The organism is Streptomyces sp. 3214.6 (genome assembly GCF_900129855.1).
Taxonomy (GTDB): Bacteria; Actinomycetota; Actinomycetes; order Streptomycetales; family Streptomycetaceae; genus Streptomyces; species Streptomyces soliscabiei.
In genome coordinates, this window is sequence record NZ_LT670819.1 from 8518825 (window position 1) to 8541362 (window position 22538).

Genomic DNA, 22538 nt, shown 5'->3' on the forward strand with positions numbered 1-22538 from the left:
TCACCGCCCGTGCGGATCGTCAGTACGTCGTGCGGACCGTCAGTTCTGGTACGGCTGCTGGTGCTGGTGAGGCTGCCCGTACGGCTGCTGCCCGCCGAAGCCGCCCGCGCCCTGCGCGAGCAACTGGTCCGCCTGCTCCTTCGTCACCTTCTGCTCGGCGCCGCAGAACGTGCACTGCGTCGCGTACTTCGTCGAGATCGGGAACAACGGCACGAAGAACAGCGTGAACTTCGTGACCCGCTTCCTGAGGGTGTGCGCGGCGGGGTTCCCGCACCGGCCGCACAGCAGCGTCAGTATCGCCAGTTGGTAGAGGTATCCCTTGGTGCCGAAGATGATCACGCTGTGTTTCCTTCTGAGTGAGTGGTCGTCCGCACCGCACAGTCTGCTGCATACCGCGTCACCCGCGTGAGCGGCAGCCGGGTCCATGCCCTGGGCCACGTGGGCGAACGCCCGGCCGCGACAGCCGCGGCCACCGCCGGGACACCGCCATGGTCGTCTGGCCGCCGCACGACGGCGCGCTTCCCCGCTCCCCTCACGGAGAGGTCCCGCAGTCCATGCCCCGACTCCCACGCCTGGCGGGCGTCACCGCCGCCGCTCTCGCCCTCGGCCTGCTGGCCACGGCTCCCGCCGCGGGCGGCGAGCCGACCGTCTCCGATCCGCGCGTCGTCGCCCACTTCGACTTCGCCCAGGGCCAGACACCCGAGAACATCGCGCTCGAGCCCGACGGTTCCGCCGACCTGACGTTCGCCTTCGCCCGGCAGGTCGCCAACGTCACCCGGGAGGGCCGGACCCGGATCCTCGCGACGCTGCCCGCCGTGGCGAACCCGAACACCCCCATCACCGGCGCGGCCGTCGTCACCGGCATCGCCCGAGCCGACGACGGCACCCTCTACGTCAACTACGCCACCGGCACCGCCAAGACGGGCATCTGGCGCATCGACCCCGACGGCGGCGCACCCCGGCAGATCGCGGAACTGCCGGCGAACGGTTTCCCCAACGGCCTCGCCCTCGACGAACGCCGCGACGTGCTCTACGCCGCGGACTCCGTGCTGGGCACCGTCTGGCGCGTCCCGCGCTCCGGCGGCGAGCCCGTCGCCTGGGCCACCGGAGCCGAGCTCGAACCCGGCACCGCGCCTCCCGCGGCCGGCGTCGGGGTCAACGGTCTCAGGTTCCACCACAACGCCGTGTGGGTCTCCAACACCGACGCGGCGACGCTCCTGCGCATCCCCGTACGCCAGAACGGCTCCGCCGCGACGATCGAGACCCGGGCGACCGGCCTCGACGGGATCGACGACTTCGGCTTCGTCGAACGGCACCGGGACACCGTCCTCGCCGCCCTGAACGTCAGCAGCCAGGTCGCCCTGGTCCGCCCGGACGGCACCCACCGGATCGTCCTCACCCGGCAGGACGGCCTGTCCAACCCCACCGCCGTGGCCGTCCGCGGCCGCACCGCCTACGTCTCCAGCGCCGCCTACTTCACCCGGCAGGACCCCAACCTCCTCCTGGCCCGCGTCCACCAACGCGCCCGCGACTAGAAGGCTCACCAAGATCTTCATGAGCCTTCTAGCACCGCCCGTGGCCCCGTACCCGGCCAGCAGGTGCGGGGCCACGGGCGCCCGGCGGGCCGGGGGCGGGTCAGGCCGCCGGGTGTACCAGGCCGTACTCGTAGGCGAAGGCGACCGCCTGGACGCGGGCGTGGCCGCCGATCTTGGCGAGGATGTGGCTGACGTGGGACTTGACGGTGGTCGGGGCGATGGAGAGGCGGGCGGCGATCTCCGCGTTGGACCAGCCGGAGGCGACGGCCACGAGGACGTCGCGCTCGCGCTCGGTGAAGGCGTCGAGCCCGATGGTCCGCTCGCGCGGCCGCGGCACGCGCTCCTGACGGACGGTGTCGATGAGGGCGCGGGTGAGGTCGGGGGTGATGACGGCGTCCCCGGCGGCCACGACGCGGATCGCCGCGGTCAGTTCGTCGGAGGTGGCGTCCTTGAGGAGGAATCCGCCGGCGCCCGCGCGCAGGGCGGCGTAGGCGTACCCCTCGTCATGGGTGGAGGTCAGGACCAGCACCCGCGGCTGATGCCCGTCCGGCCCCGCGGAGGCGCCGCGGACCGGTGCGAGGTGTGCGGGGTGTGCGATGCGGCGGATGGTCGCGATGTCGTCGGCGTCGGGACGGTGGCTGCCCATCAGCACGACGTCGGGGCGGAGTTCGGCGCTCATACGGACCGCTTCGGCGCCGCTCGCGGTGTCGCCCACGACGGTCAGGTCGGGCTCGGCGGCCAGCAGCATGCGCAGGCCGAGGCGTTGGAGGGACTGGTCGTTGACGACGAGTACGGAGGCCATGGCTGTCGTTCTCCATGTGGTGGGGGCAAACGCCTCTTATGAACGAAACGGTTTCGTTCACTTGGAAGCCAGGGTAGCCCTCGGACTCATCGAAACGGCACCGTTTTCTTGTGCTATGGATCACAGCGGGGACTTGCCTGGGGAAGACATGACGGGGTCCCTGCCTTTTCTCAAGGCAGGGACCCCGGTCGTTTATGCCCAGCAGCCGTTGACGGTCGCGGCGAGACCGTCCATGGCGTCCTTGATGTCGTTCGGGTTGGCCGTGGAGCCGTTCTCGATGAACGAGAACACCTTCCACTTGCCGTCCTTGCCCTGAGTCAGTCCGCTCAGGGCGATGGCGCCGGTGAGGGTGCCGGTCTTCGCGTGCACCTTGCCGACGGCGCACTTGGAGTTCACGTCGTCGAAGCGGCCCCACTCCGGGCCGAGGGTGCTGCCGGCCTCACCGGAGACGGGCAGGCCGTCGAGGATGGACCCGAGGGTGTGGGCGTAGCGGGGTTCCGTCAGTAGTTCGAGGATGTCCGCGAGGGTGGCGGCCGGGATGCGGTCGGCCCGCGACAGACCGCTGCCGTCGTACATCTCGAAGTGGTCGAGCGACACCCCGTACTGCAGGCTCAGCACCTGGCGCACGACCTCCGTGCCGTCCTCGAAGGTGGGCTGGCGGCCCGCGCCCAGCGCGGTCATCCGCAGCAGGGTCTCGGCCATGTTGTTGTCGCTGGTCTTGAGCATCGTGTGGACGATGTCCGACAGCGGCGCCGACGTGTGCCGGGCGACCGGCACGTCGCCCTTGCTCGCCGTGGCGCGGGCGACGGTGCCGTCGACCGTGACGCCGGCCGTGGCGAGCTGCTGGGCGAAGACCTGCCCGGCGTCGAGGGAGGTGTCCTGCACGCCGTGCCCGTCGACGACGAGTGCCCGCACCGGGGCGACCGAGTCGGGGTAGTAGCCGGTGTTCCAGCCGTTGGCCAGGGTCGGTTCGGGGAAGAGGCTGTCGTCCACGGCGACTTTCACCGTCGTCAGCCCCGCGGCCTTGAGCCCGGCGACGGCGGTCTTGGCCAGCTCGGTGAGGTCGGCGGTGGTCAACGTCCGGTCGCCGCCCCCGATGAGGGTCAGGGTGCCGTTGCCGTAGACGACCTTCGTGGTGAAGCGGTGCTGGGGGCCGAGAATCGTCAGGGCCGCGGTCGACGTGGCGAGCTTGACGTTGGAGGCCGGCATCATCGCCGTCGCCCCGTTGTGGTCCCACAGCGTGCTGTCCGAGTCGGCGTCGAGGACGACCCCGCTGACGTTGGCGCCCAGACGCTGGTCGAGCACCCGGGTTTCGAGGTTCGTGACCATCTGCTGGTCGTCCGCGTCGAGACCCTGGCTCGGTGCGGTGTCCTTGGCCGTCGTGCCGATGCCCTTCTCGGCGGCGAACGCCGAAGGGCCGGCCAGGGCGGCAGAGGTGACGGGAACGGCCAGCGCGAGCACGATCGCCCGCCGGACGCCGGTGCTGCTCTGCTTGGCCTTGCGGTGCCGGCGGCGACCGCCCGGGACAAAAGAGTTCACAGGGGTTTCCGCCGTTATGTCGTTCATGGATTGTCTCAAGGCTTTCGTGTGGGGGCCCTGCACGAGAGAATTCCGGCGCACCATACCACCCGTCACATGCGCCCCACAGGTGACACATTCGCCCGCTGACGGAAATTCAGCGGCCGGAATTCCCCCTCTTTCACGCCCTGTTCAGGAAGTCGTCCCCAGGCTCTGCGTCGTGTAGGCGCATTCCGTGTAGATGTAGCCCGATTCGAGTTTCGCCGTGTCCGAGGCGGGCGAGGCGAGGCTGTCGTTCATCGGCTTGTGCAGGAAGTACGTGGTGCCGACCGGCAGGCTGATGGTGCGCTCCGGATAGTTCTTGCCGCTGTCGCTGCAGGGCTCGAAACCCGGCGTGATGGTGCGGATCATGGAGTACGCCTTGCAACTGCCGCACCCCTTCAGGGTGAAGCTGCCGGTGACCGGCCCGGTGTAGAGGACGGTGATCTCGTCGGGGCTGTCGTTCTGCACCGTCACCGAGATGCTGCCGCCCTGCCGGGGCGTCGGCAGGGTCTTACCGGCGGCCGGAACCGTCTGGGCGATCTCCGCCGCTATCGCGATCTTCTTCGCCAGGGCCGCGTTCTTGGCGGCCTTGTGGCCGGAGGCCCACTCGGTCATCGTCGTCTGCGCCGACTTGAAGTCGCCGTCGCGGTACTGGTCCACGCCGCAGGTGTACGTGCCGTTGTCGGCGCTCGCGTCGGCCCGCCGGGCGTCCTTGTCGAGAGCGGCGCCGACCTCCGCCCGCTCCGACGGCACGGCGACGATCTGCGAGCCGAGCGTGCGCAGCCGCTCGACCGCCGAGCACGGTTGCGCGCCGCGCAGGTCCTTCTCCGTCCGGGCGACGGCGGCGGCCACCGCCGGCTCGGCCTTCGCGGCCTGCGCCGACTCGGGGAACGTGGTCAGCAGTTTCCCGAACTGCGCGGGCCAGGTGTCCCCGCCTGCTGTGAGCGCCTTCGACGCGCATTCGTACAGCGAGGTGGCCAGGCGGTCGTCGGGCCAGGACGTCAGCTCGCCGAGGTCGGTGTCGGGCAGGCTCTTGGGGACCGTGCGCAGATACGTCAACGGCTCGATCGCCTGGCAGTAGTCGCCCTGCTGGTAGGTGGCGCCGACGGTGGTGTAGAAGGTCTTCATCCGTGCGGGCACCCGCTCGGCCGCCCGGGAGCCGGGATGGTCGGCCCGCAGGTCCGCGTAGGCCCCCAGCGCCTTGCGGTAGTCGGCCTGGGCGGTGGAGAAGGGCTTCTCGCCGGCGGCCTGCACCAGCCGGTCGGCCTCGTCGAGCCGGTCGAGGAGCATCTGCTGCGTCGCCTCGTCCCGGGCGTCGTCGTACAGCACGACACCCCCGGCGGGTACGACGAGCAGGAGCAGCCCGAGTCCGAGCGCGAGCGGCGCCTGCCGGAGCCCGGCCGTCGAGGTGCGCAGGCCCAGGCGCGCACCGTGTGCCGCCACCGCCACGAGGAACCCGGCGTACACCACGAGCGCGAAGACCGGGACGCCGTCCGGGTCGGCCGGCAGCGCCACGAACAACAGGACGGCGGTGGCGATCCAGCACAGCACCGTGAGGGCCCGGCGGCGCATCAGCGCGTAGCCCAGGCCCAGACCGCTGAGGTTGAGCACGGCCACCGCGACCGCCCGCACACCGTCCGCCGGGGCCGGCGGCGGGGCCGCGGGCATGGGCGGGACGTAGAACGTGTCATAACCGCCGGTGTCGTCGTATCTGTCGTACTGGTTCCCCGACATGGTGGCTCCCCCCGGTCAACTTCGCCCACACACCGCTGATTTGTCAGTGTACGGGCGAAGAGGGCGCCTCCGACAGAGGCGGCGGGGGCGGGAAGCCGGCCGGGCCGCCACCGGGGGCAGAGGTGGCGGCCGCGGCTGCTATCGCATCAGGCATGGGTCAGGCCACACCTCCCACCGTCTTCTTGCGGCGCAGGGCGTAGAAGCCGGTGCCGGCGACGGCGAGGATGCCGAGACCGGCCGCGGTCACCGAAGGCGTGGCGAGGGCGCCGCCGCCGGTGTGCATGCCGCCGCTGGGCTTGTCGTGCTCCTTGCTCCAGCCGCCCGACTCCTCCTTGTCACCGCTCCAGGAGTCCCCCTTGCCGTGCTCGCTGTCGTGGTCCTTGTAGGTCTCCGGGTCGTACTTCGGGTCCTTCGCGCCGCGGTCGCTGTTGTCGTTCAGCAGGGCCAGCGCGCCGCCGCCGGTGTGCATGCCGCCGTGCGGGGTCTCGTGCTCCCCCTTGCCGTGCTCCTTGCCGTGCTCCGAGTCCTCGTCCTTGCCGTGCTCCGAGTCCTCGTCCTTGCCGTGCTCGGAGCCCTCGTCCTTGCCGTGCGAGGAGTCCTCGTCGTCACCGTAGGAAGACTCGTCTCCCTTGCTGGGGGAGGATTCGTCCCCCTTGCTGTACGACGAGTCGTCCTCCTTGCTGTACGAAGAGGAGTCGTGGTCCCGGTCCCCGTCGGCGGCGTGGACGCCGGGGGCGCCGATGGCGATGGCGGCCGTGGCCGCCGCGGTGGCCAGGATCATGCGAGCAGAACGCATCTGATGGTCCTTCCGTCACGACCGGGCAGCCGACACTTCGTCAGCTGACGTGACCCGGCCCGACGTGATCCACCGTCAGGCAGTTGTCCCGCCGCCACCACTCGAGGCGCTCACCCGGGTGAACCGGCCCGCCCTGCCCGTGATCAGCGCCCCCGATTCGCCCTTCTTGGAGAATCACTCCAATGACGCAGAGCTAAAACGATTCCCGGGGTGAAGAGGCGCGGCATCCGGTCACCTTCGAGGGCAACGCCACGATCCTGAGGCAGGCATCCGGCATCCGCCCGAATGCCTTGTATCCGGCCCTGATGCCTCATATTCGGCAAGGAGTTCTGCTTTGCGTGTTCGTCGTACGGTGCTCAGCACCCTCGGTTCCGTCGCACTCGTGCTCGCCTCTCTGGGCGCGGTGACCGCCGCCGCCACGAGCCCCGCGGCCGCGAACCCGTGCGGCTTCTACGAGACCGGTTCCGACGCCTTCTACAACCACTGCACGTCCGACGGCTCACATGTGGTCATCAAGGTCGAGGTCGCCCTGGCGCCCGACTACGAGTGGTGCGTCGGTCCTGGCACGACCTGGCTGGGCTCGTCCCGCAAGATCCAGGGCGCCCACTACACCGGCCGCACCTGCTGACAGGCGCTCACCCAGCGGCTGCCGGGGTCCGGGACGAAATCGTCCCGGACCTCTGATGCTAATAGCCGTAGGTTGAATGCTAGTGCTTCCAGGTTGTGCGTTTTCCGTGACGTAGAGTCGAGGGCGGGGGAAAAGCTCGGAGACGGAAGACCTGAAGGGGGCCGGCGTGCCGCTGGAGCCGGTGCGGTTCGCGGTCCTGGGGGCCGTGCGGGTGTGGCGGGGGGACGTGGAACTCGACCTCGGCGGGCCGCAGGAACGTGCCTTCCTCGCCCTGCTGTTGGTCGGGGCCGGCCAGCCGGTCGCCCTCGGCGAGATCGTCGACGTGCTGTGGGGAGCGGCTCCGCCACACAGCGCGGTCAACGTCGTCCGACGTCATGTCGGTTCGCTGCGCCGACTGCTGGAGCCCGGCCTCCCCGCCCGCGCGGCGGGCCGCTGGCTGCTGCGGGACGCGGGCGGATACCGGCTGCCGACCAACGGCGACTCCTCGGATCTGCCGAGGTTTCGCGCACTGCGCGACGAGGGACGCCGGACCGCGGAACGGTCACCCGCGCGGGCCCTCGAACTCCTCACCGAGGCCCTGTCGTTGTGGCGAGGACCCATCGCCGACGGCCTCCCCGCGCAGGTCCGCACCCACCCGGCGTTCGACGCGGTGGACCGCGAGCGGCTCGCCGCGATGCGGGAAGCGGCGGACGCGGCACTGCGCGCCGGAACGCCCGGCGCGGTCCTGCCCGAGCTGCGACGGGCCACCCTGCGGCACCCGTTGGACGAACCCCTCCAGGCCGCACTGGTCGCCGCGCTCGCTGCGGCCGGCCACCGCTCGGAGGCGCTGGCCGCGTACGAGACCGTACGGGCGCGACTGGCCGAGGAGTTGGGGATCGACCCCGGGCCGGAACTGCGCCATGCGCGGGACACGGTCCTGCGGGGGACGCCCTTGACGGGGGCGTCCGAGGTGGCGGACAGGGGCGCCGGGGGGACGTCCGCGTCCTCGGGCGAACCCTCAGGGCCCGCCGGGCCGCTCACCGCGCTCCCGCCGCCCGCCCAACTACCGCACGACATCCCGGGGTTCACCGGCCGTCGCGCCGAACTCGACGAGGTGCTCGGGATGTTCGGCGCGGACGTGGCACTGCCCCGGACCGTGGTGATCAGCGCCATCGGCGGTATGGCGGGCGTGGGCAAGACCACCCTCGCGGTGCACTGGGCGCACCGGGTGGCCGAGCGGTTCCCCGACGGGCAGCTCTACGTCAACCTGCGAGGCTTCGACCCGTCCGGTGCCGTCATGGAACCGGGGGAGGCCGTCCGGGGGTTCCTCGACGCCCTCGGTGTGCCGCCGGAACGCGTCCCGCACGGGGTCGACGCACAGAGCGCGCTCTACCGCAGCATGCTCGCCGGCCGACGCGTCCTGGTCGTGCTGGACAACGCCCGCGACACCGAGCAGGTGCGGCCGCTGCTGCCCGGCTCGCCAGGCTGCCTCGCCATCGTCACCAGCCGCGACGCACTCTCGGGGCTCGTCGCCGGCCACGGCGCCCACCCCCTGACCCTGCGTCCGTTCGACACCGGTCAGGCGCGGGACTTCCTCGTCCGCCGCCTGGGCGCCGACCGGGTCGCGGCCGAGCCCGGAGCGGCCGACGAGATAGGCGAACTGTGCGCCGGGCTGCCCCTCGCCCTCGCCTGCGTCGCCGCCCGCGCCGCCGTCCACCCCCACTTCCCCCTCGCCGCCGTGGCCGCCGAACTGCGCGAGGCGCACGGCAGCCTCGACGCCTTCGCCCGCTCCGACGCCTCCGTCGACGTCGACACCGTCTTCTCCTGGTCCTCGCGCGCGGTCTCGGCCGCGGCCGCCCGGCTGTTCCGGCTGCTCGCCCTGCACCCCGGCCCCGACTTCACCCTCCCCGCCGCGGCCGCCCTGGCAGGCCTGACCGTGCGCCGGGCCCGGCCGCTGCTGGCAGAGCTGACCGGGCTGCACCTCGTCACCGAGCACAGTCCCGCCCGCTACGCCTTCCACGACCTCCTGCGCGCCCACGCCGGCGAACTCGTCCACGAGCAGCACACCGAGACCGACCGGCAGACGGCCCTGCACCGGCTCCACCACCACTACCTGCACACCGCCCACGCCGCCGACCGGCTCCTCGCCCCCAACGCCGACCCGCTGCCCCCGCCGCCCGCGCCCGAGGGCGTGCACCCCGAACCCCTGGCCGACGACGACCGCGCCCTGGCCTGGCTCACCGCCGAACACGCCGTACTGCTCGCCGTGGTCGACACGGCCGCCGCGTCCCGGCAGCCGGTGCGGGAACGTCTCGCCTGCCAACTGGCCTGGTCCCTGGAGCCGTTCTTCGACCGGCGCGGCCACTGGCACGACGGACTGACCGTGCAGCGCACCGCGCTCGACGCCGCCCGACGGCTCGCCGACCCCGCGCTGGAGGCCCGCGGCCTGCGCGGACTGGGCCGGGTGGAGGGTCGGCTCGGTCAGCACTCCCGGTCCGTTCCCCGCCTGGAGCAGGCCCTGGAACTCTTCACCGGGCTCGGTGACGACACCGGCCGCGCCCACACCCACCGCAGCCTCGGCTGGGAGAGCGAGCAACGCGGCGACCTGCCCGGCGCCCTGCGGCACAACCAGCGCGCCCTCGCCCTGTTCCGCACCCTCGACGACCGTGCCGCGCAGGCCAGCGTCCTGAACTCGGTCGGCTGGTACCACGCCCTGCTCGGGGAGTACCGGCAGGCGCTGACACACTGCTTCGAAGCCCTCGCCATGCTCCAGGAACTCGGCGACCGCTACGGCCAGGCCGCCACCTGGGACAGCATCGCCTACGCCCACCACCACCTCGGCCGCCACCCGCACGCCCTCCTCGGCTACCGCAACGCCCTCGCCCTGCTACGGGACCTGGGCGTGCCCTATGTCGAGGCCGAGACCCTCGTCCGGCTCGGCGACACCCACCTCGCCACCGGCGACCACGAAGGCGCCCGCACCGCCTGGCGAGAGGCCCTCACCCTCTTCAGGTCCCTGAACCACCCCGACGCCGAGCGGGTCGAGGCGCGGCTGAACGCACGGGACGGTCACCTCGGTGCCGGGTGAGGCGCTGCGGTTCGAGGTCCTGGGGCCCGTACGGGTGTGGCGCGAGGGACTGGAGCTCGACGTCGGTTTCCCCCAGCAACGAGCCCTGCTCGCCCTGCTCCTGACGCAGGCCGGCCGGACCGTGCCGATGGGCGAGATCCTCGACGTGCTGTGGGCCGAGCGGCCGCCGGCCAGCGCGCCGAACGTGGTGCGGCGTTACGCCGGCGCGCTGCGGCGGCTGCTGGAACCCGGGTTGCCGCCCCGCGCTTCCGGCCGGCGCCTGCTGCGCCGTACCGGCGGCTATCTCCTGGAAGCGGCCACCGACGAGGTGGACCTGCTGCGCTTTCGCGACCTGACCCGGCAGGGCAGACGGGCGGCCGCCACCGGGCGGGCCGAGACCGCGGCCCGGGCGTTCGCCCTGGCACTGGGGGAGTGGCGCGGGCAGGTGGCGATGGGGATTCCCGCGTCCGTGCGCGAGCACGTCCGGTTCACGGCCGTCCAACGCGAACTCCTGGACACGGCCCGGTCGGCGGCGGACGCGGCGCTGCTGTGCGGACGCGCCGAGCAGGTCCTGCCCGTCCTGCGCCGCGCCGCCGCGCACGACCCCCTCGACGAGCCGCTGCACGCCGGACTGGTGCTGGTCCTGGCCGCCTGCGGACTGCAGGCGGAGGCCCTGCGCACGTACGAGGACGTACGCCGACGCCTCCTGCGGGACCTCGGCATCGCCCCCGGCGCCGAACTGGCCGCGGCACACACGCGCGTACTGCGCCAGGAGGTGGGCCGCCGACGGGATGCCGTGGAGGCGGGCAGGGCGACCGCGGCCACCGCGCCGGCCGCGGCCGGGCGTCTCGACCCCGCAGCCGCTGATTCCGGCGGTGCCGATTCCGCAGGTGCCGACTCCGGGAGTGTCCGCCTGCCCCTGCCTCCCCGCTCCTTCGTCGGGCGGGCGGACGAGTTGGCGTGGCTGGACGCCGAAGCCGAAGCCCAAGCCGGTGGCGGTGGCGGTGCGAAGATCGTGGTGGTCGGTGGGATGGCGGGTGTCGGCAAGAGCGCCCTCGCCCTGCACTGGGCGCACCGGGCCGCCGACCGCTTCCCGGACGGGCTGCTGTATGTGGCGTTGCGTGGCTTCGACCCGGCCGGGCCCCCCGTGGAGAGCGCCGAGGCGCTGCGCGGGCTGCTCGCGTCGCTCGGGGCGCCCACCTCGCGCATGCCGGACGGCGTGGACGCCCTGACCGGGATGTATCGAACCCTGCTCGCCGGCCGGCGGGTCCTCGTGGTGCTCGACGACGCCGTCGGCACCGAACCCCTGCGGCCGCTGCTGCCCGTGGCGCCGGGCTGTCTGGCGCTGGTCACCAGCCGCCACGCCCTGCCCGGACTGGTCGCCTCGGGAGCCCGGCCGCTGCGCCTGGCGCCGCCGTCCGCCGAGGACGCGCGCGCCTTGCTGGCCGGGTGGATCGGCGCCGAGCGGGTGGCCGCCGAACCCCGGGCCGTCGACGAGATCGTCGCCCGGTGCGGCCGGCTGCCCCTGGCGCTGGCCGACGTCGCCGCACGTGCCGTCGGCCGACCCGACCTCCCCCTCGCCGCCCCGGCCGCCGAACTGCGCGAGGCCCACGGCGGCCTCGACGCCCTGTCCGCCCTGCGCCCGGCCTTCCTGAGTTCCCACCGCCGGCTGCCGGACGACACCGCACGCCTGTTCCGGCAGCTCCCTCGGCACCCCGGGCCCGATCTCACCCCCGCGACGGCCGCCGCACTCACCGGGCTGCCCGTCCGCCGGACCCGGCTGCTCCTTGCCCGCCTCGCCGAATCCCACCTCCTCGCCGAGCCCACGCCGGGCCGCTACACCCTGCACGACCTGCTGCGGGCCCTCGCCGCCGAACTGGCCGCCACGGACGAGCGGCCCGCGGCGAACTGACAGGCCGCCAGGAGACGGGGAGGAGGCGCTGTCACTCCACTGTCACTCTTTTTACACATCCGCCGACCTACCGTCCGGGCAAGTGACCGTCCCTCCGAGACAACGGCGGAAGATGTCCACCACCAGCAGCGCCACGAGCAACGCGATCAGCGACGTCCCGAGTGCCACCGGCAACGACCCAAGTGCCAACGGCCGTTTTGGCCCCCCGTCCCTGTGCGTCGAGATCCTCACCGGCGAGCAGAGCGAGTGGACCGGGGCACGGCTGCCCGGGGAGGGCAGGCCGCACCCCGCGCACCGGCTCCTCGCCCAGGACCGCGGCGAGTACCTCCTCGTCGGTCTGCGAGGCGGCGCCACCGCTCCCGACCCCCGGCCCCTCGCCCTTCACCTCGCCCCCGGCGACATCTGCTTCTACGACGCCCGGCACGCCCCCGCCCTGGACTTCGCCGCGGGATGCCGGGCGACGGTGTTCCTTGTCCCGAGCGAGCTGCTGGGGCTCGCTCGGCACGACACGGCCCGGGTCGCGCGGACGCCGGTCGCCCGCGACTCCCCGCTCGGCGCGCTGCTGTCGCCGCTGCTGTCCGACCTGGCCCGCACCGCGGCCGAGGTCGGGCCCCCGGTCGGCGAGATGCTCGCCTGGAACGCCGTGAACCTGCTGGCGACCCTCGTCGCCGAGCAGTCGGGCACGGCCACGGGAACGGGAGCGGACGTGGGCGCGGGCGGGGTGCCGGGCACGCCGGGCGGGCGGTCACCGCTGCTGGTGCGGGTCATGGAGTACGTCGAACTGCACCTGACCGACCCGGATCTCTCCCCGGAGGTCATCGCCCGCGCCCATCACATCTCCGTGCGCTATCTGCACAAGCTGTTCAAGGAGGAGGACACCACGGTGGGCCGGTGGATCCTGCGCCGGCGGCTGGAGGAGTGCCGACGCGACCTGATGCGGAACGGGCGGGGGAGCCGGACCATCGCGGCCGTGGCCGGCCGATGGGGCTTCCTGAGCGCCGCGCACTTCAGCCGGGTCTTCCGGTCCGCCTACGGCATGTCCCCGCGCGAATGGCGGGACATGGCAGGAGGTGGAAGGATGTGACGGGGCATGACGCGTGGACCGGAAAGTGCGGGCCTCGGCAGGCCCTTTCCCGTGCACTGTCGGAACAGGCGTGGTGCACAGGTGGGCAATTGCCGGCCGCCGTCGGCATTTAGCGTGACCGGCAGCACAGCGCTACGCACCTCGATCACAGCAGGAGCTGTCATGTCCGACGTCGTCGAGCCGGTCACTCCGGTCCTCGAGCCCGCTGCCCAGTCCTTCGTGGAAGCCACCGCGAACCCGCCGTACCTGTTCGACCTGCCCCCGGCGGAGGGGCGCAAGGCGGTCGACGAGGTGCAGTCCGGCGAGATCGCGCGGCCGGCGGTCGACGAGGAGTGGATCACCGTGACCGGCGGCCCGACGGGCAGTGTCCGGGCCCGGATCGTCAGGCCCGCGGGGGCCGAAGGCGTTCTGCCGGTGATTGTCTACATCCACGGCGCCGGCTGGGTCTTCGGCAACGCGCACACCCACGACCGGCTGGTGCGCGAACTCGCCGTCGGCGCCGAGGCGGCCGTGGTCTTTCCCGAGTACGACCTCTCGCCCGAGGCCCGCTATCCGGTCGCCATCGAGCAGAACTTCACCGTCGCCCGGTGGATCGTGGCCGAGGGCGCGTCGAAGGGCCTGGACGCCACCCGGATCGCCGTGGCCGGTGACTCCGTCGGCGGCAACATGACCGCGGCGCTGACGCTGATGGCGAAGGAGCGCGGCGGGGTGCCGCTGGTGCACCAGGTGCTGTTCTACCCGGTGACCGACGCGAGCTTCGACACCGGTTCCTACCACCAGTTCGCGGAGGGCTACTTCCTGCGCCGTGACGGCATGCAGTGGTTCTGGGACCAGTACACGACCGACGAGGCCGAGCGCGCCCAGATCACCGCGTCCCCGCTGCGCGCCACCACCGACCAGCTCACCGGGCTGCCCCCGGCCCTGATCGTCACCGGTGAGGCCGACGTCCTGCGCGACGAGGGCGAGGCCTACGCGAACAAACTCCGCGCGGCCGGTGTCCCCGTCACCGCGGTGCGTTTCCAGGGCATCATCCACGACTTCGTGATGCTCAACGCCCTGCGCTCGACCTACGCGGCCGATGCCGCCATCACCCTGGCCGTCGGCACCCTGCGCGACGCCCTGCACATCTGACCTCCAGGAGACGGACGGAAACGGCCCCGCGAAGAGGGACCGGCCCGGCGGCGATCGGCGGGCCGTCAGCGGATCCGTGTGCGTCGTACGAGGTCGGCGGCGGCCTCCGGCCATTCGGGGTGCTCGAAGGCGAAGCCGGCGTCGAGCAGACGGCCGGGGACGACGCGGCGGCTCTTGAGGAGCAGTTCGGTGTCCGAGCGCAGCGCGAAGGCGCCGAGTTCGGCCATCCACCTCGTGGCGGGCAGGCCGACCGGGACACCCCACGCGCGGCGCAGGGCGCGCATGAAGGCACGATGGGGGAGGGGAGCGGGCGCGGCCAGGTTCACCGGTCCGGTGAGGTCGTCGCGGGCGACGAGGAACTCGACGGCGCGGACGAAGTCGTGGTCGTGGATCCACGACACGTACTGCGCGCCGCCCGCGACCGGGCCGCCGAGCCCGAGCCGGGCCAGCCGCAGCAGGACGTCGAACACCCCGCCCCGGTCCGGGCTCATCACCATCGCCGAGCGCAGGGCCACCTTGCGGGTGTGCGGGGTGTCGGCCTGCTCCTGCTCCCGCTCCCAGGCGGTCGCGATGTCGACGCTGTAGCCCCAGTAGCCCGGGACGCCGGGTTCGCTGCCGCCGATCACGCCGGTGGCCTCGTCGTTCGGGGCGTCGAACCGGTGGGCGTAGACGGTGGCGGTGCTCATCTGGAGCCAGACCCCCGGCGGCCGTGCGGCGGCGGCGATCGCCTCGCCCACGACCCGGGCCGAGTCCACCCGCGAGTCCATCATGGCCTTCAGGTTGACGGGGGTGTAGCGGCAGCTGACGCTGCGGCCGGCCAGATTGACCACGACGTCACTGCCGTCGATCGCCTCCGTCCAGGGGCCGAGGGTCCTGCCGTCCCACGCGACCTCGCCCCCGGTCTCGCCCCGGCCCGTGGGCCGCCTGCTCAGCACCACGACCTCGTGTCCGGCCGCGGTGAGCGCGCGGCGCAGAACGCTTCCCACCTGTCCGGTCCCGCCGGGCAGCACGATCTTCATGGGTAAGGCCCCCTCCCTGTCGGAAGAGGACCCTACCTCTTATTTGAACGTGTTCAAAACCCTTCGGGTTCTCGGTGTCCGGAGTCCCCCGGGCCCTCAGGCCAGATGCGCCTCCAGTGCGGCCCGCACCCCCGACTCCAGCGCGCCCTCGATCCACGACGGCTTGACCGAGGTGTGGTCGCCCGCGAAGTGCAACGGGCCCTCGACCGTGCGGATGGCCGTCAGCAGCTCCGTGTGCTGGCCGGGGAGCAGCACGGACGCCTCCCCGTAGGCGTACGGGTCGCGCAGCCAGCTCTGGGTGCGGCCCGCGCCCGTGTAGAACACCTCGACGCGCTGGCCGTAGACCTGCTGCAGTCCGCGCAGTGCGTGCGGGTAGCGCGCGTCGTCGTCCAGGGAGTCCCAGCGGGAGGCGTCGTCGGCCCAGCTGTAGGAGGCGAGGACGACACCGCCCTCGCTGCCGGCGACCGGATGCGACGGGTTGATCATGAACCGGTTGGAGTTGTCGGAGACCGAGACGCCTCCCACGATGTGCGCCGCCTCGGGCTGATCGCGGGTGGCCCACCGGTTCGCGGCGTAGTGCACCCGCTGCCCCGGCGTGATGTGGCCGGACGGCACCGAGGGGTGCACGCCCAGCAGACTCCCGTCGGCCGGCGCCTTCCCCGACCGGTACTCCTCGTACAACCCCGGCCGTACGGCGTGCAGTTCACGCTTCCAGTCGTCCTCGGTGAACTCCCACCAGCGGCGGCTGAACTCCAGCAGCACCTTGGTCGCGCTGTCGTAGTGCAGCTCCGCGACGGCCCGCCGCTTCTTGTACGACATCAGCGGGCTGACCTGCACCTGCCGCAGCCCCGAGAACGGCACCGTGACGATCGCGACGTCGGCGGTGAACTCCTCGCGCACCACCGGGCTGCCGCGCCCCTCGGAGACGGTGTCGATCCACACGTGCGGCCCGTCGGCGTGCACGTGCGAGGTGTTGTCGTTGCCCTGCCGGTCCGGCGCCCAGTACTCGATGTGCGTGGCGCGCCGGTCGAGCCGCAGCACGTCCGCGACCTCCTTCAGCAGCGCGTCCGGGAGGGTGGCCGTGCCGCCGACCAGCTCCCAGAACTCGGTGTCCGGGCTGATCAGCGACGCGCTGATGAAGCTGTGGATGAACGACAGCGGCAGTCGCGAGGTGAGGTTCTCCAGCGTGCCGACCAGGTCGATGGTCCGTTCGTCGAGGCCCGCCTGCTCGGTCAGGAACCGGTACATCGACCAGTCCCCGAACCGCTGCACCACCCGCGCCCACCCGCGCACCCGCTCCGGCAGCGGCTTGTCGACCCGCTTGCCGTCGGGGCCGACGGTGCTGAACTCGTCGCGCACGGGGTCCAGCGCCTCGCGCAGGACGGTCCCGGAAGGGGTGTCCCAGAACCTGCGCGGCACACCGAAGGACCGGTTGATCCTGCGCGGGGACCTCGCGTACTCGGAGCGGCGCATCCGGATGCCGTTGACGTGCAGCCAGGCGTTGTTGACGGGCTTGCCGTCCGCGTCGACGTCCACGAGATGGAACCGGCGCTTCTTGACGCCCAGTTGGTCGATCAGGCCCATCACCAGCGGATGGCTGCCCGGCAGCCGCATGGCGCCGGCCTCCGCGTACTGTGCCGCGTCGGCGAACGCCTGTGCCGCGTGCTCGTGTCCGCCGGTGCGGAACGTCTTGATGCGGCCGCCGACCCGGTTGCCGTTGGCCTCCACGAGGGTGACGTGGTGCCCGGCGCGCTTCAGCAGCCAGGCGGACACCAGTCCGGCGGGCCCGGCGCCGATCACGAGCACCTTCTTGGCCGTCTTCGTCCTCGCCCGTGGCAGGCCGCCGTCGAGGACCTTCTTGTAGCGCGGCACGAGCGGCCGGTCGTCCTCGTCGACCACCAGGAGTGCTCGGGCGACCGCCAGGCAGGTCGCCCAGTCGGCGGTGGATTTCGGCGGACGGGCGGGCTGTAGGGGAAGGGCCGTGGCCGGGGTCGCGACGGTCAGCGCTGCGGCGGTCGTGGCCGTGGCCGCCGTGAACCGCCGACGGGAGAGCGAGCCGGAGTCCGGGGACGAGGAGTGGGCGGGGTCTGCGGGGTCTGCGGAGGCGGGGTCTACAGATGCATGCGAAGTGTCCATATGCCCTGGATACGGGCCGGATCGAGGGCGGCGGGCCGCTCCGGGGGATCGTCACCTGAACGTGTAAGCGCATCGACTTCCGCTGTGCAACCGGCAGGCGGGCTCAGGGGGTTTACGCCGGGCGCCCGCACTTATCAGGTCAAGCGTCCCGGACTATTGACTCGGAACGGAGTCGGTCGCGATCCTCGTCCCACCATCTTGCGCCGGTCATGACAATCTCATGGGCAGTCAGAACGCCTTCGTCGACCGCGCCTTCCGTCGACCGAGGGACGTGGGCTGTGACCCTGACCGGACGCCCGTACCGCAGACGCCGAGACGTCACCGTCGTTTCCCTGCTCCTCCTCGTGCTCGCCACGGTCCTCGGTCCCACACCGAGTTCGGCGGCAGGCGCGGACTGGTGGACGCCGACGGCCAGGCCGGCCCCCGACTCCGGGATCAACGTCACGGGCGAGCCGTTCACCGGGACCGACTCCGCCGGGCAGGTGCGCGGGTTCGTCGACGCGCACAACCACCTGTTCTCCAACGAGGCCTTCGGCGGGCGGCTGATCTGCGGCAAGGTGTTCTCCGAGGCGGGCGTCGCCGACGCCCTCAAGGACTGCCCCGAGCACTACCCCGACGGCACGCTCGCGATCTTCGACTACATCACCCACGGCGGCGACGGCAAGCACGACCCGGTCGGCTGGCCGACCTTCAAGGACTGGCCCGCCTACGACTCGATGACCCACCAGGCCAACTACTACGCGTGGGTCGAGCGAGCCTGGCGCGGCGGACAGCGGGTGCTCGTCAACGACCTCGTCACCAACGGCGTGATCTGCTCCGTCTACCCGTTCAAGGACCGCAGCTGCGACGAGATGACCTCGATCAGGCTGCAGGCGAAGCTCGCCTACGACCTTCAGTCCTACATCGACAAGCAGTACGGCGGTACCGGAAAGGGCTGGTTCCGGATCGTCCTCGACAGCGCGCAGGCGCGTGAGGTCATCAAGCAGGGCAAGCTCGCCGTCGTCCTGGGCGTCGAGACCTCCGAGCCGTTCGGCTGCAAGCAGATCCTGGACATCGCGCAGTGCAGCAGGTCCGACATCGACAAGGGCCTGGACGAGCTGTACAGGCTGGGCGTGCGCAGCATGTTCCTGTGCCACAAGTTCGACAACGCGCTGTGCGGCGTCCGCTTCGACGAGGGCGGCCTCGGAACGGCCATCAACGTCGGGCAGTTCCTGTCGACCGGCACGTTCTGGCAGACCGAGAAGTGCACCGGGCCGCAGCACGACAACCCCATCGGCACCGCGGCCTCCGCGGCGGAGTCGGACCTGCCGGCGGGCACGGAGGTCCCCTCCTACGACGCGACCGCGCAGTGCAACACCCGGGGGCTCACCTCGCTCGGCGAATACGCGGTGCGCGGCATGATGAAGCGCAAAATGATGCTGGAGATCGACCACATGAGCGTCAAGGCCACCGGCCAGGCGCTCGACATCTTCGAGGCCGCTTCCTACCCCGGCGTCCTGTCCTCGCACAGCTGGATGGACCTCAACTGGACCGAGCGGGTCTACTCGCTGGGCGGTTTCGTCGCCCAGTACATGCACGGCTCGCAGGCGTTCGCCGCCGAGGCCAAGCGCACGGACGCGCTGCGCGACAAGTACAAGGTCGGCTACGGCTTCGGCACCGACTTCAACGGCGTCGGCGACCACCCCGCCCCGCGCGGCGCGGACGCCGCGAACAAGGTGACGTACCCCTTCAAGAGCGTCGACGGCGGCTCCGTCATCGACAAGCAGACCGTCGGGCAGCGCACCTTCGACTTCAACACCGACGGCGGCGCCCAGGTCGGCATGATCCCGGACTGGATCGAGGACATCCGGCGCGTCGGCGGCCAGGACGTGGTGAACGACCTCTTCCGGGGCGCCGAGTCCTACCTCGACACCTGGGGCTCGACCGAGCAGCACCAGGCCTCGGTCGATCTCGCCAAGGGCCGGACGGCCACGGCCAGTTCCTCCGAGTCCAACCCGTTCACCAGCTACCAGCCCGGCCGGGCCGTGGACGGCGACGAGGACAGCCGCTGGGCCAGTGACTGGAGCGACGACCAGTGGTGGCAGATCGACCTGGGCTCCACCAACCTGGTCTCCCGCGTCACCCTCGACTGGGAGCGCGCCTACGGCAGGTCGTACCGCATCGAACTCTCCACGGACGGCACGAACTGGACGACCGCCTGGTCCACCACCTCGGGCGACGGCGGCCTGGACACGGCCGGGTTCACCGGCACCCCGGCCCGCTACGTCCGGGTCCACGGCCTGGACCGGGGCACCGACTGGGGATACTCGCTGTACGAAGTGGGCGTCCACAGCGCCTGAGGCACGAAGGGCGGGGACACCCATGGCACGCATGCCGTCGGCCGAGCGGCGCAGACAGCTGACCGAAGCGGCGATCAGAGCGATGGCCCGGGACGGCGTCCCGAGGACGACCACCCGGTCCATCGCCGCCGAGGCCGGCGTGTCCCTGAGCGTCTTCCACTACTGCTTCGACTCCAAGCAGGCCCTCGTCGAGTCCGTCATCACGACGCTCACCGACCACTCGGTGAGCGTCGTGAAGGAGGCGATCCGGCCCAGAAGCACCCTGGAGGAAACGGTCCGGGCCGGCTTCCAGGCGTACTGGGACCACGTCCGGGCCCACCCCGACGAGCACATGCTGACCTACGAACTCACCCAGTACGCCCTGCGCCAGCCCGGGTTCGAGCAGCTGGCGCGCCGGCAGTACGAGTCGTACGAGGAGGCGTACGCCGAGCTGATCGAGGAGCTGTGCCGGAGCATGGACCTCCGGCTCGCTGTCCCCGTGCCCGTCCTGGCCCGCTATCTGGCCGCCATGACCGACGGCCTGACCCTCAACTATCTGGTGCTCGGTGACGCGGCCGCCTGGAACGGCATCCTCGACACGGTCACCGCGCACATCGCAGGCCTGGTCAGGGCCTGCTGAAACCAGGAACGCGCAGGTGGCGCGGGCGTGGGATCGGCGTCAGGATGGAAGTGGCGAAGGTCGTTGTGACGGTCTTCTCGCAGGAGGACACCACCGTGGACGGCGCCTGGATGTGCGAGAGGTGCGGTGCCGAGGCGCCGCCCGACGCACAGCGCTGCCGCCGCTGCGGCGCCTGGCTCCCGGCCTACGCGGAGGACGACCGTCCGCGGCCCCGACGCCCCTGGCGGCGGCGCATCCACCTCCGCACGGAGGAGGTGCACCGGCCCACGACCTCCGTCCCGCGCGAGAACACCCTGTACGAGGAGACACGGCACGGGGAAACGTGGCTCGGGGAAACCCGGCACGGGAGAACGCGGTACGAGCGACCGCGGCACGAGACCGAGCACCGCCCCGTCCCGGCCGGCACCCTGGAGGGCAGCGGCACCGTCTACGGCGTGGCGCGCACGGTGCGGATGCGCACCGAGGTCAGCGGCAGCGACGGTGACGTCGGCACGACGGTCGTGTGCAACTTCCGTCTGGAGATGCACAATCGAGAGGGCCGTGCGATCGGGCTGGTGCCCGTGGAGATGCGCGGCGACCTGTTCGAGGGCGCCGTCAACGACGGGGACTGGGTGCGGGCGACGGGCCGGGCCAGAAACGGCACGCTGCGGGTCAAACAGCTGCGCAACCTGACCACGGGCGCCGAGGTCTCGGCCCGCAGCACCCCCGCGCTCGTGATCGCCGTGGTCATCCTGCTCTTCGTCGCCTGGCTGGTCTTCATCTTCGCGGTCACCGGGCGCTGACCGCGCCGCCCCACCGGCCGCGGGACCCCTACCGTCGGTGCGACAAGGGCACCCGGAGGTCCACCACCCGGAAGTCGCCGCCCCGGGGCTCGACATACGCGAGCGGGGCGTAGTGGTACGGGACTCCGTGGGGACGGCGCCGCAGCGGCTGCCCCTGGCGGCTGCGCGGCCATTCGACGTCGCCCGTCAGCACCCGGGCCGGGATGAGCCAGTAGTCGCCGCGGCGGTAGTTGCGGGGCTCTCCCTCACCGGGGTGGAACCGGACCTGGACCCCGTCCTCCAGCGGCAGCCATCTCCCCTCCCGGACGGGCAGGCCCATCTCGTCGGCCGCCGGTCCGTCGTCCCGCCCGCGCGTGCCGTGGTCCCAGCGGCGCAGGAACGGGCGGCGCCGCGGCGCCGGACCCACGGTCGCGGGCTGGTCCAGCTCCACCCGGAGCCCGGCGTGGTCGACCTTCGTGACCGTGTACAACAGGCCGCAGTCCTCGTCGTACCGGTCCGACGCCCCGCGGCACACCGCGGCGTCGTCGAGGAGCTCCACCACGTCGCCCGTGTCCACGCCCAGCTTGTCGTCCCGGCCCAGGGTCTCCAGCTCGACCGAGTTCCCGTCGACGGACAGGACCGGCAGGACCACCGAGCCGTTCTCCCGCGACCACTTGTACGTCGCCCAGCCCTCGCTGCCGCCCCGGTGCACCTCCACCCGGTACAGCTGGTTCTCGGGCCCCCGGTACCCGGAGGACGCCGACGGGCCGCCGAGCGAGGAGTCGTCCTCCTCGGGCTGCCCGGTCGCCGCGGAGAGCAGGCCGCGCGGCTCGAAGGCGCCGCGGACCCGGTCCCGGAGGAAGTGCGAGGCGCTGCGCGGGTCGGGCACCGGCGAGTCGCCCTCCACCGGGAGCACACACACCTGCCAGACCACCCGGCTGCGCGCGGTCGTGTCCGGCCCGGCCGGCCCGAGCGCCACCTCACGGATCCAGGGCGCCTCCCACGCGGTGACCAGGCGCTCCCACACCCGCAGGTACACGAGGAAGGGACCGGACGGCAGCCGGTCGTTGTCGGGGTCGAGGTGGCCGTCGGGCTGCTCCCAGTAGTCGGTGCCGTCGCACTCGCACAGGATGCCGTTGACGTACATGCGGCCCGGGGCCACGGTGAAGGTGTCGCCGTCGAAGGCGTCGACGCCGAAGCCGCCGAGGCCGTCGTGGTCGGGCGGGTACGCGGCGGGACCCATGAGGTCGGTGGCCAGTGTGCGCAGATAGTGCAGGAGGATCGCCGTCTGCTCGTTGATGTCGGCGTCGAGCTGGACCCGGCCCTGCTGGGACAGCACGGCCGAGAACCGCCGGGCGGGATCGAAGATGACGCGGGAGAAGTCGCCGTGCATGGAGTGCTTCCTGCCTGGGCCGGGGGCGGACGGTGTCGGGGCG

Annotated in this window: 17 protein-coding genes; 9 read left to right on the forward strand and 8 right to left on the reverse strand. The window is 72.1% G+C overall.

The annotated features are described in order from the left end of the window. Positions 1-39 precede the first annotated feature (39 nt). The gene (locus tag B5557_RS38515) at positions 40-339 is read right to left on the reverse strand and encodes a zinc-ribbon domain-containing protein (RefSeq protein WP_079663826.1); all 300 of its coding nucleotides are present in this window, start codon (positions 337-339) and stop codon (positions 40-42) included. Positions 340-554: 215 nt separating this feature from the next. On the opposite strand from B5557_RS38515, the gene B5557_RS38520 reads away from it, so the two are divergent. Next, on the forward strand, positions 555-1535 hold the full coding sequence (locus tag B5557_RS38520; RefSeq protein ID WP_079665226.1) for an SMP-30/gluconolactonase/LRE family protein: 981 nt from the start codon (positions 555-557) through the stop codon (positions 1533-1535). Between the two features lie 100 nt (positions 1536-1635). On the opposite strand, the gene B5557_RS38525 is transcribed toward B5557_RS38520, so the two are convergent. From B5557_RS38525 to B5557_RS38540, 4 genes are all read right to left on the reverse strand, one after another. Further along, the gene (locus B5557_RS38525; protein WP_079663827.1) at positions 1636-2337 is read right to left on the reverse strand and encodes a LuxR C-terminal-related transcriptional regulator; all 702 of its coding nucleotides are present in this window, start codon (positions 2335-2337) and stop codon (positions 1636-1638) included. 192 nt (positions 2338-2529) lie between these two features. After that, complete coding sequence (gene dacB / locus B5557_RS38530; RefSeq protein ID WP_079663828.1) at positions 2530-3903, reverse strand: D-alanyl-D-alanine carboxypeptidase/D-alanyl-D-alanine endopeptidase; 1374 nt, start codon at positions 3901-3903, stop codon at positions 2530-2532. Between the two features lie 144 nt (positions 3904-4047). Next, entirely contained in the window at positions 4048-5631 is a 1584-nt protein-coding gene (locus tag B5557_RS38535; protein WP_079663829.1) for a hypothetical protein, read from the reverse strand. A gap of 157 nt (positions 5632-5788) precedes the next feature. Further along, on the reverse strand, positions 5789-6427 hold the full coding sequence (locus tag B5557_RS38540) for a hypothetical protein (RefSeq protein WP_079663830.1): 639 nt from the start codon (positions 6425-6427) through the stop codon (positions 5789-5791). A gap of 334 nt (positions 6428-6761) precedes the next feature. Between B5557_RS38540 and B5557_RS38545 the strand changes: the two genes are divergently transcribed. The 5 genes from B5557_RS38545 to B5557_RS38565 all read left to right on the forward strand — a co-directional run bounded on the left by B5557_RS38545 (position 6762) and on the right by B5557_RS38565 (position 14228). Beyond that, positions 6762-7055, forward strand: coding sequence for a DUF6355 family natural product biosynthesis protein (locus B5557_RS38545; RefSeq protein WP_079663831.1), 294 nt, complete (start codon positions 6762-6764; stop codon positions 7053-7055). Between the two features lie 166 nt (positions 7056-7221). Beyond that, a complete protein-coding gene (locus B5557_RS38550) occupies positions 7222-10122 on the forward strand; it encodes an AfsR/SARP family transcriptional regulator (RefSeq protein ID WP_079663832.1) in 2901 nt (966 codons plus the stop codon). Continuing rightward, positions 10112-12013: an AfsR/SARP family transcriptional regulator gene (locus tag B5557_RS38555; protein ID WP_231976142.1), complete on the forward strand. Its 1902-nt coding sequence runs from the start codon at positions 10112-10114 to the stop codon at positions 12011-12013. The genes B5557_RS38550 and B5557_RS38555 overlap by 11 nt, the downstream gene beginning before the upstream one ends. Before the next feature lie 112 nt (positions 12014-12125). Continuing rightward, the gene (locus B5557_RS38560; RefSeq protein ID WP_079663833.1) at positions 12126-13097 is read left to right on the forward strand and encodes a helix-turn-helix domain-containing protein; all 972 of its coding nucleotides are present in this window, start codon (positions 12126-12128) and stop codon (positions 13095-13097) included. Between the two features lie 162 nt (positions 13098-13259). Beyond that, entirely contained in the window at positions 13260-14228 is a 969-nt protein-coding gene (locus B5557_RS38565; RefSeq protein ID WP_079663834.1) for an alpha/beta hydrolase, read from the forward strand. Between the two features lie 65 nt (positions 14229-14293). On the opposite strand, the gene B5557_RS38570 is transcribed toward B5557_RS38565, so the two are convergent. After that, the gene (locus B5557_RS38570) at positions 14294-15247 is read right to left on the reverse strand and encodes a TIGR01777 family oxidoreductase (protein ID WP_079663835.1); all 954 of its coding nucleotides are present in this window, start codon (positions 15245-15247) and stop codon (positions 14294-14296) included. Between the two features lie 96 nt (positions 15248-15343). Then, positions 15344-17383: a flavin monoamine oxidase family protein gene (locus B5557_RS38575; protein WP_079663836.1), complete on the reverse strand. Its 2040-nt coding sequence runs from the start codon at positions 17381-17383 to the stop codon at positions 15344-15346. Positions 17384-17661: 278 nt separating this feature from the next. Between B5557_RS38575 and B5557_RS38580 the strand changes: the two genes are divergently transcribed. The 3 genes from B5557_RS38580 to B5557_RS38590 are packed head-to-tail and all read left to right on the forward strand — an operon-like array spanning position 17662 to position 21123. After that, positions 17662-19722: a galactose-binding domain-containing protein gene (locus tag B5557_RS38580; protein WP_079663837.1), complete on the forward strand. Its 2061-nt coding sequence runs from the start codon at positions 17662-17664 to the stop codon at positions 19720-19722. 22 nt (positions 19723-19744) lie between these two features. Next, entirely contained in the window at positions 19745-20341 is a 597-nt protein-coding gene (locus B5557_RS38585) for a TetR/AcrR family transcriptional regulator (protein ID WP_079663838.1), read from the forward strand. 50 nt (positions 20342-20391) lie between these two features. Then, positions 20392-21123, forward strand: coding sequence for a hypothetical protein (locus B5557_RS38590; RefSeq protein WP_079663839.1), 732 nt, complete (start codon positions 20392-20394; stop codon positions 21121-21123). 28 nt (positions 21124-21151) lie between these two features. Here B5557_RS38590 and B5557_RS38595 read toward each other — a convergent pair whose 3' ends face one another. Continuing rightward, positions 21152-22495, reverse strand: coding sequence for a DUF6519 domain-containing protein (locus B5557_RS38595; RefSeq protein WP_079663840.1), 1344 nt, complete (start codon positions 22493-22495; stop codon positions 21152-21154). Positions 22496-22538 lie beyond the last annotated feature (43 nt).

What these genes read in the sequence shown, in the direction of transcription:
- B5557_RS38540 (WP_079663830.1), bottom strand. Translation starts at nt 6,427, where the DNA reads ATGCGTTCTGCTCGCATGATCCTGGCCACCGCGGCGGCCACGGCCGCC.
- B5557_RS38570 (WP_079663835.1), bottom strand. Translation starts at nt 15,247, where the DNA reads ATGAAGATCGTGCTGCCCGGCGGGACCGGACAGGTGGGAAGCGTTCTG.
- B5557_RS38595 (WP_079663840.1), bottom strand. Translation starts at nt 22,495, where the DNA reads ATGCACGGCGACTTCTCCCGCGTCATCTTCGATCCCGCCCGGCGGTTC.
- B5557_RS38585 (WP_079663838.1), top strand. Translation starts at nt 19,745, where the DNA reads ATGGCACGCATGCCGTCGGCCGAGCGGCGCAGACAGCTGACCGAAGCG.
- B5557_RS38535 (WP_079663829.1), bottom strand. Translation starts at nt 5,631, where the DNA reads ATGTCGGGGAACCAGTACGACAGATACGACGACACCGGCGGTTATGAC.
- dacB (WP_079663828.1), bottom strand. Translation starts at nt 3,903, where the DNA reads ATGAACGACATAACGGCGGAAACCCCTGTGAACTCTTTTGTCCCGGGC.
- B5557_RS38560 (WP_079663833.1), top strand. Translation starts at nt 12,126, where the DNA reads ATGTCCACCACCAGCAGCGCCACGAGCAACGCGATCAGCGACGTCCCG.
- B5557_RS38575 (WP_079663836.1), bottom strand. Translation starts at nt 17,383, where the DNA reads ATGGACACTTCGCATGCATCTGTAGACCCCGCCTCCGCAGACCCCGCA.
- B5557_RS38520 (WP_079665226.1), top strand. Translation starts at nt 555, where the DNA reads ATGCCCCGACTCCCACGCCTGGCGGGCGTCACCGCCGCCGCTCTCGCC.
- B5557_RS38525 (WP_079663827.1), bottom strand. Translation starts at nt 2,337, where the DNA reads ATGGCCTCCGTACTCGTCGTCAACGACCAGTCCCTCCAACGCCTCGGC.
- B5557_RS38565 (WP_079663834.1), top strand. Translation starts at nt 13,260, where the DNA reads ATGTCCGACGTCGTCGAGCCGGTCACTCCGGTCCTCGAGCCCGCTGCC.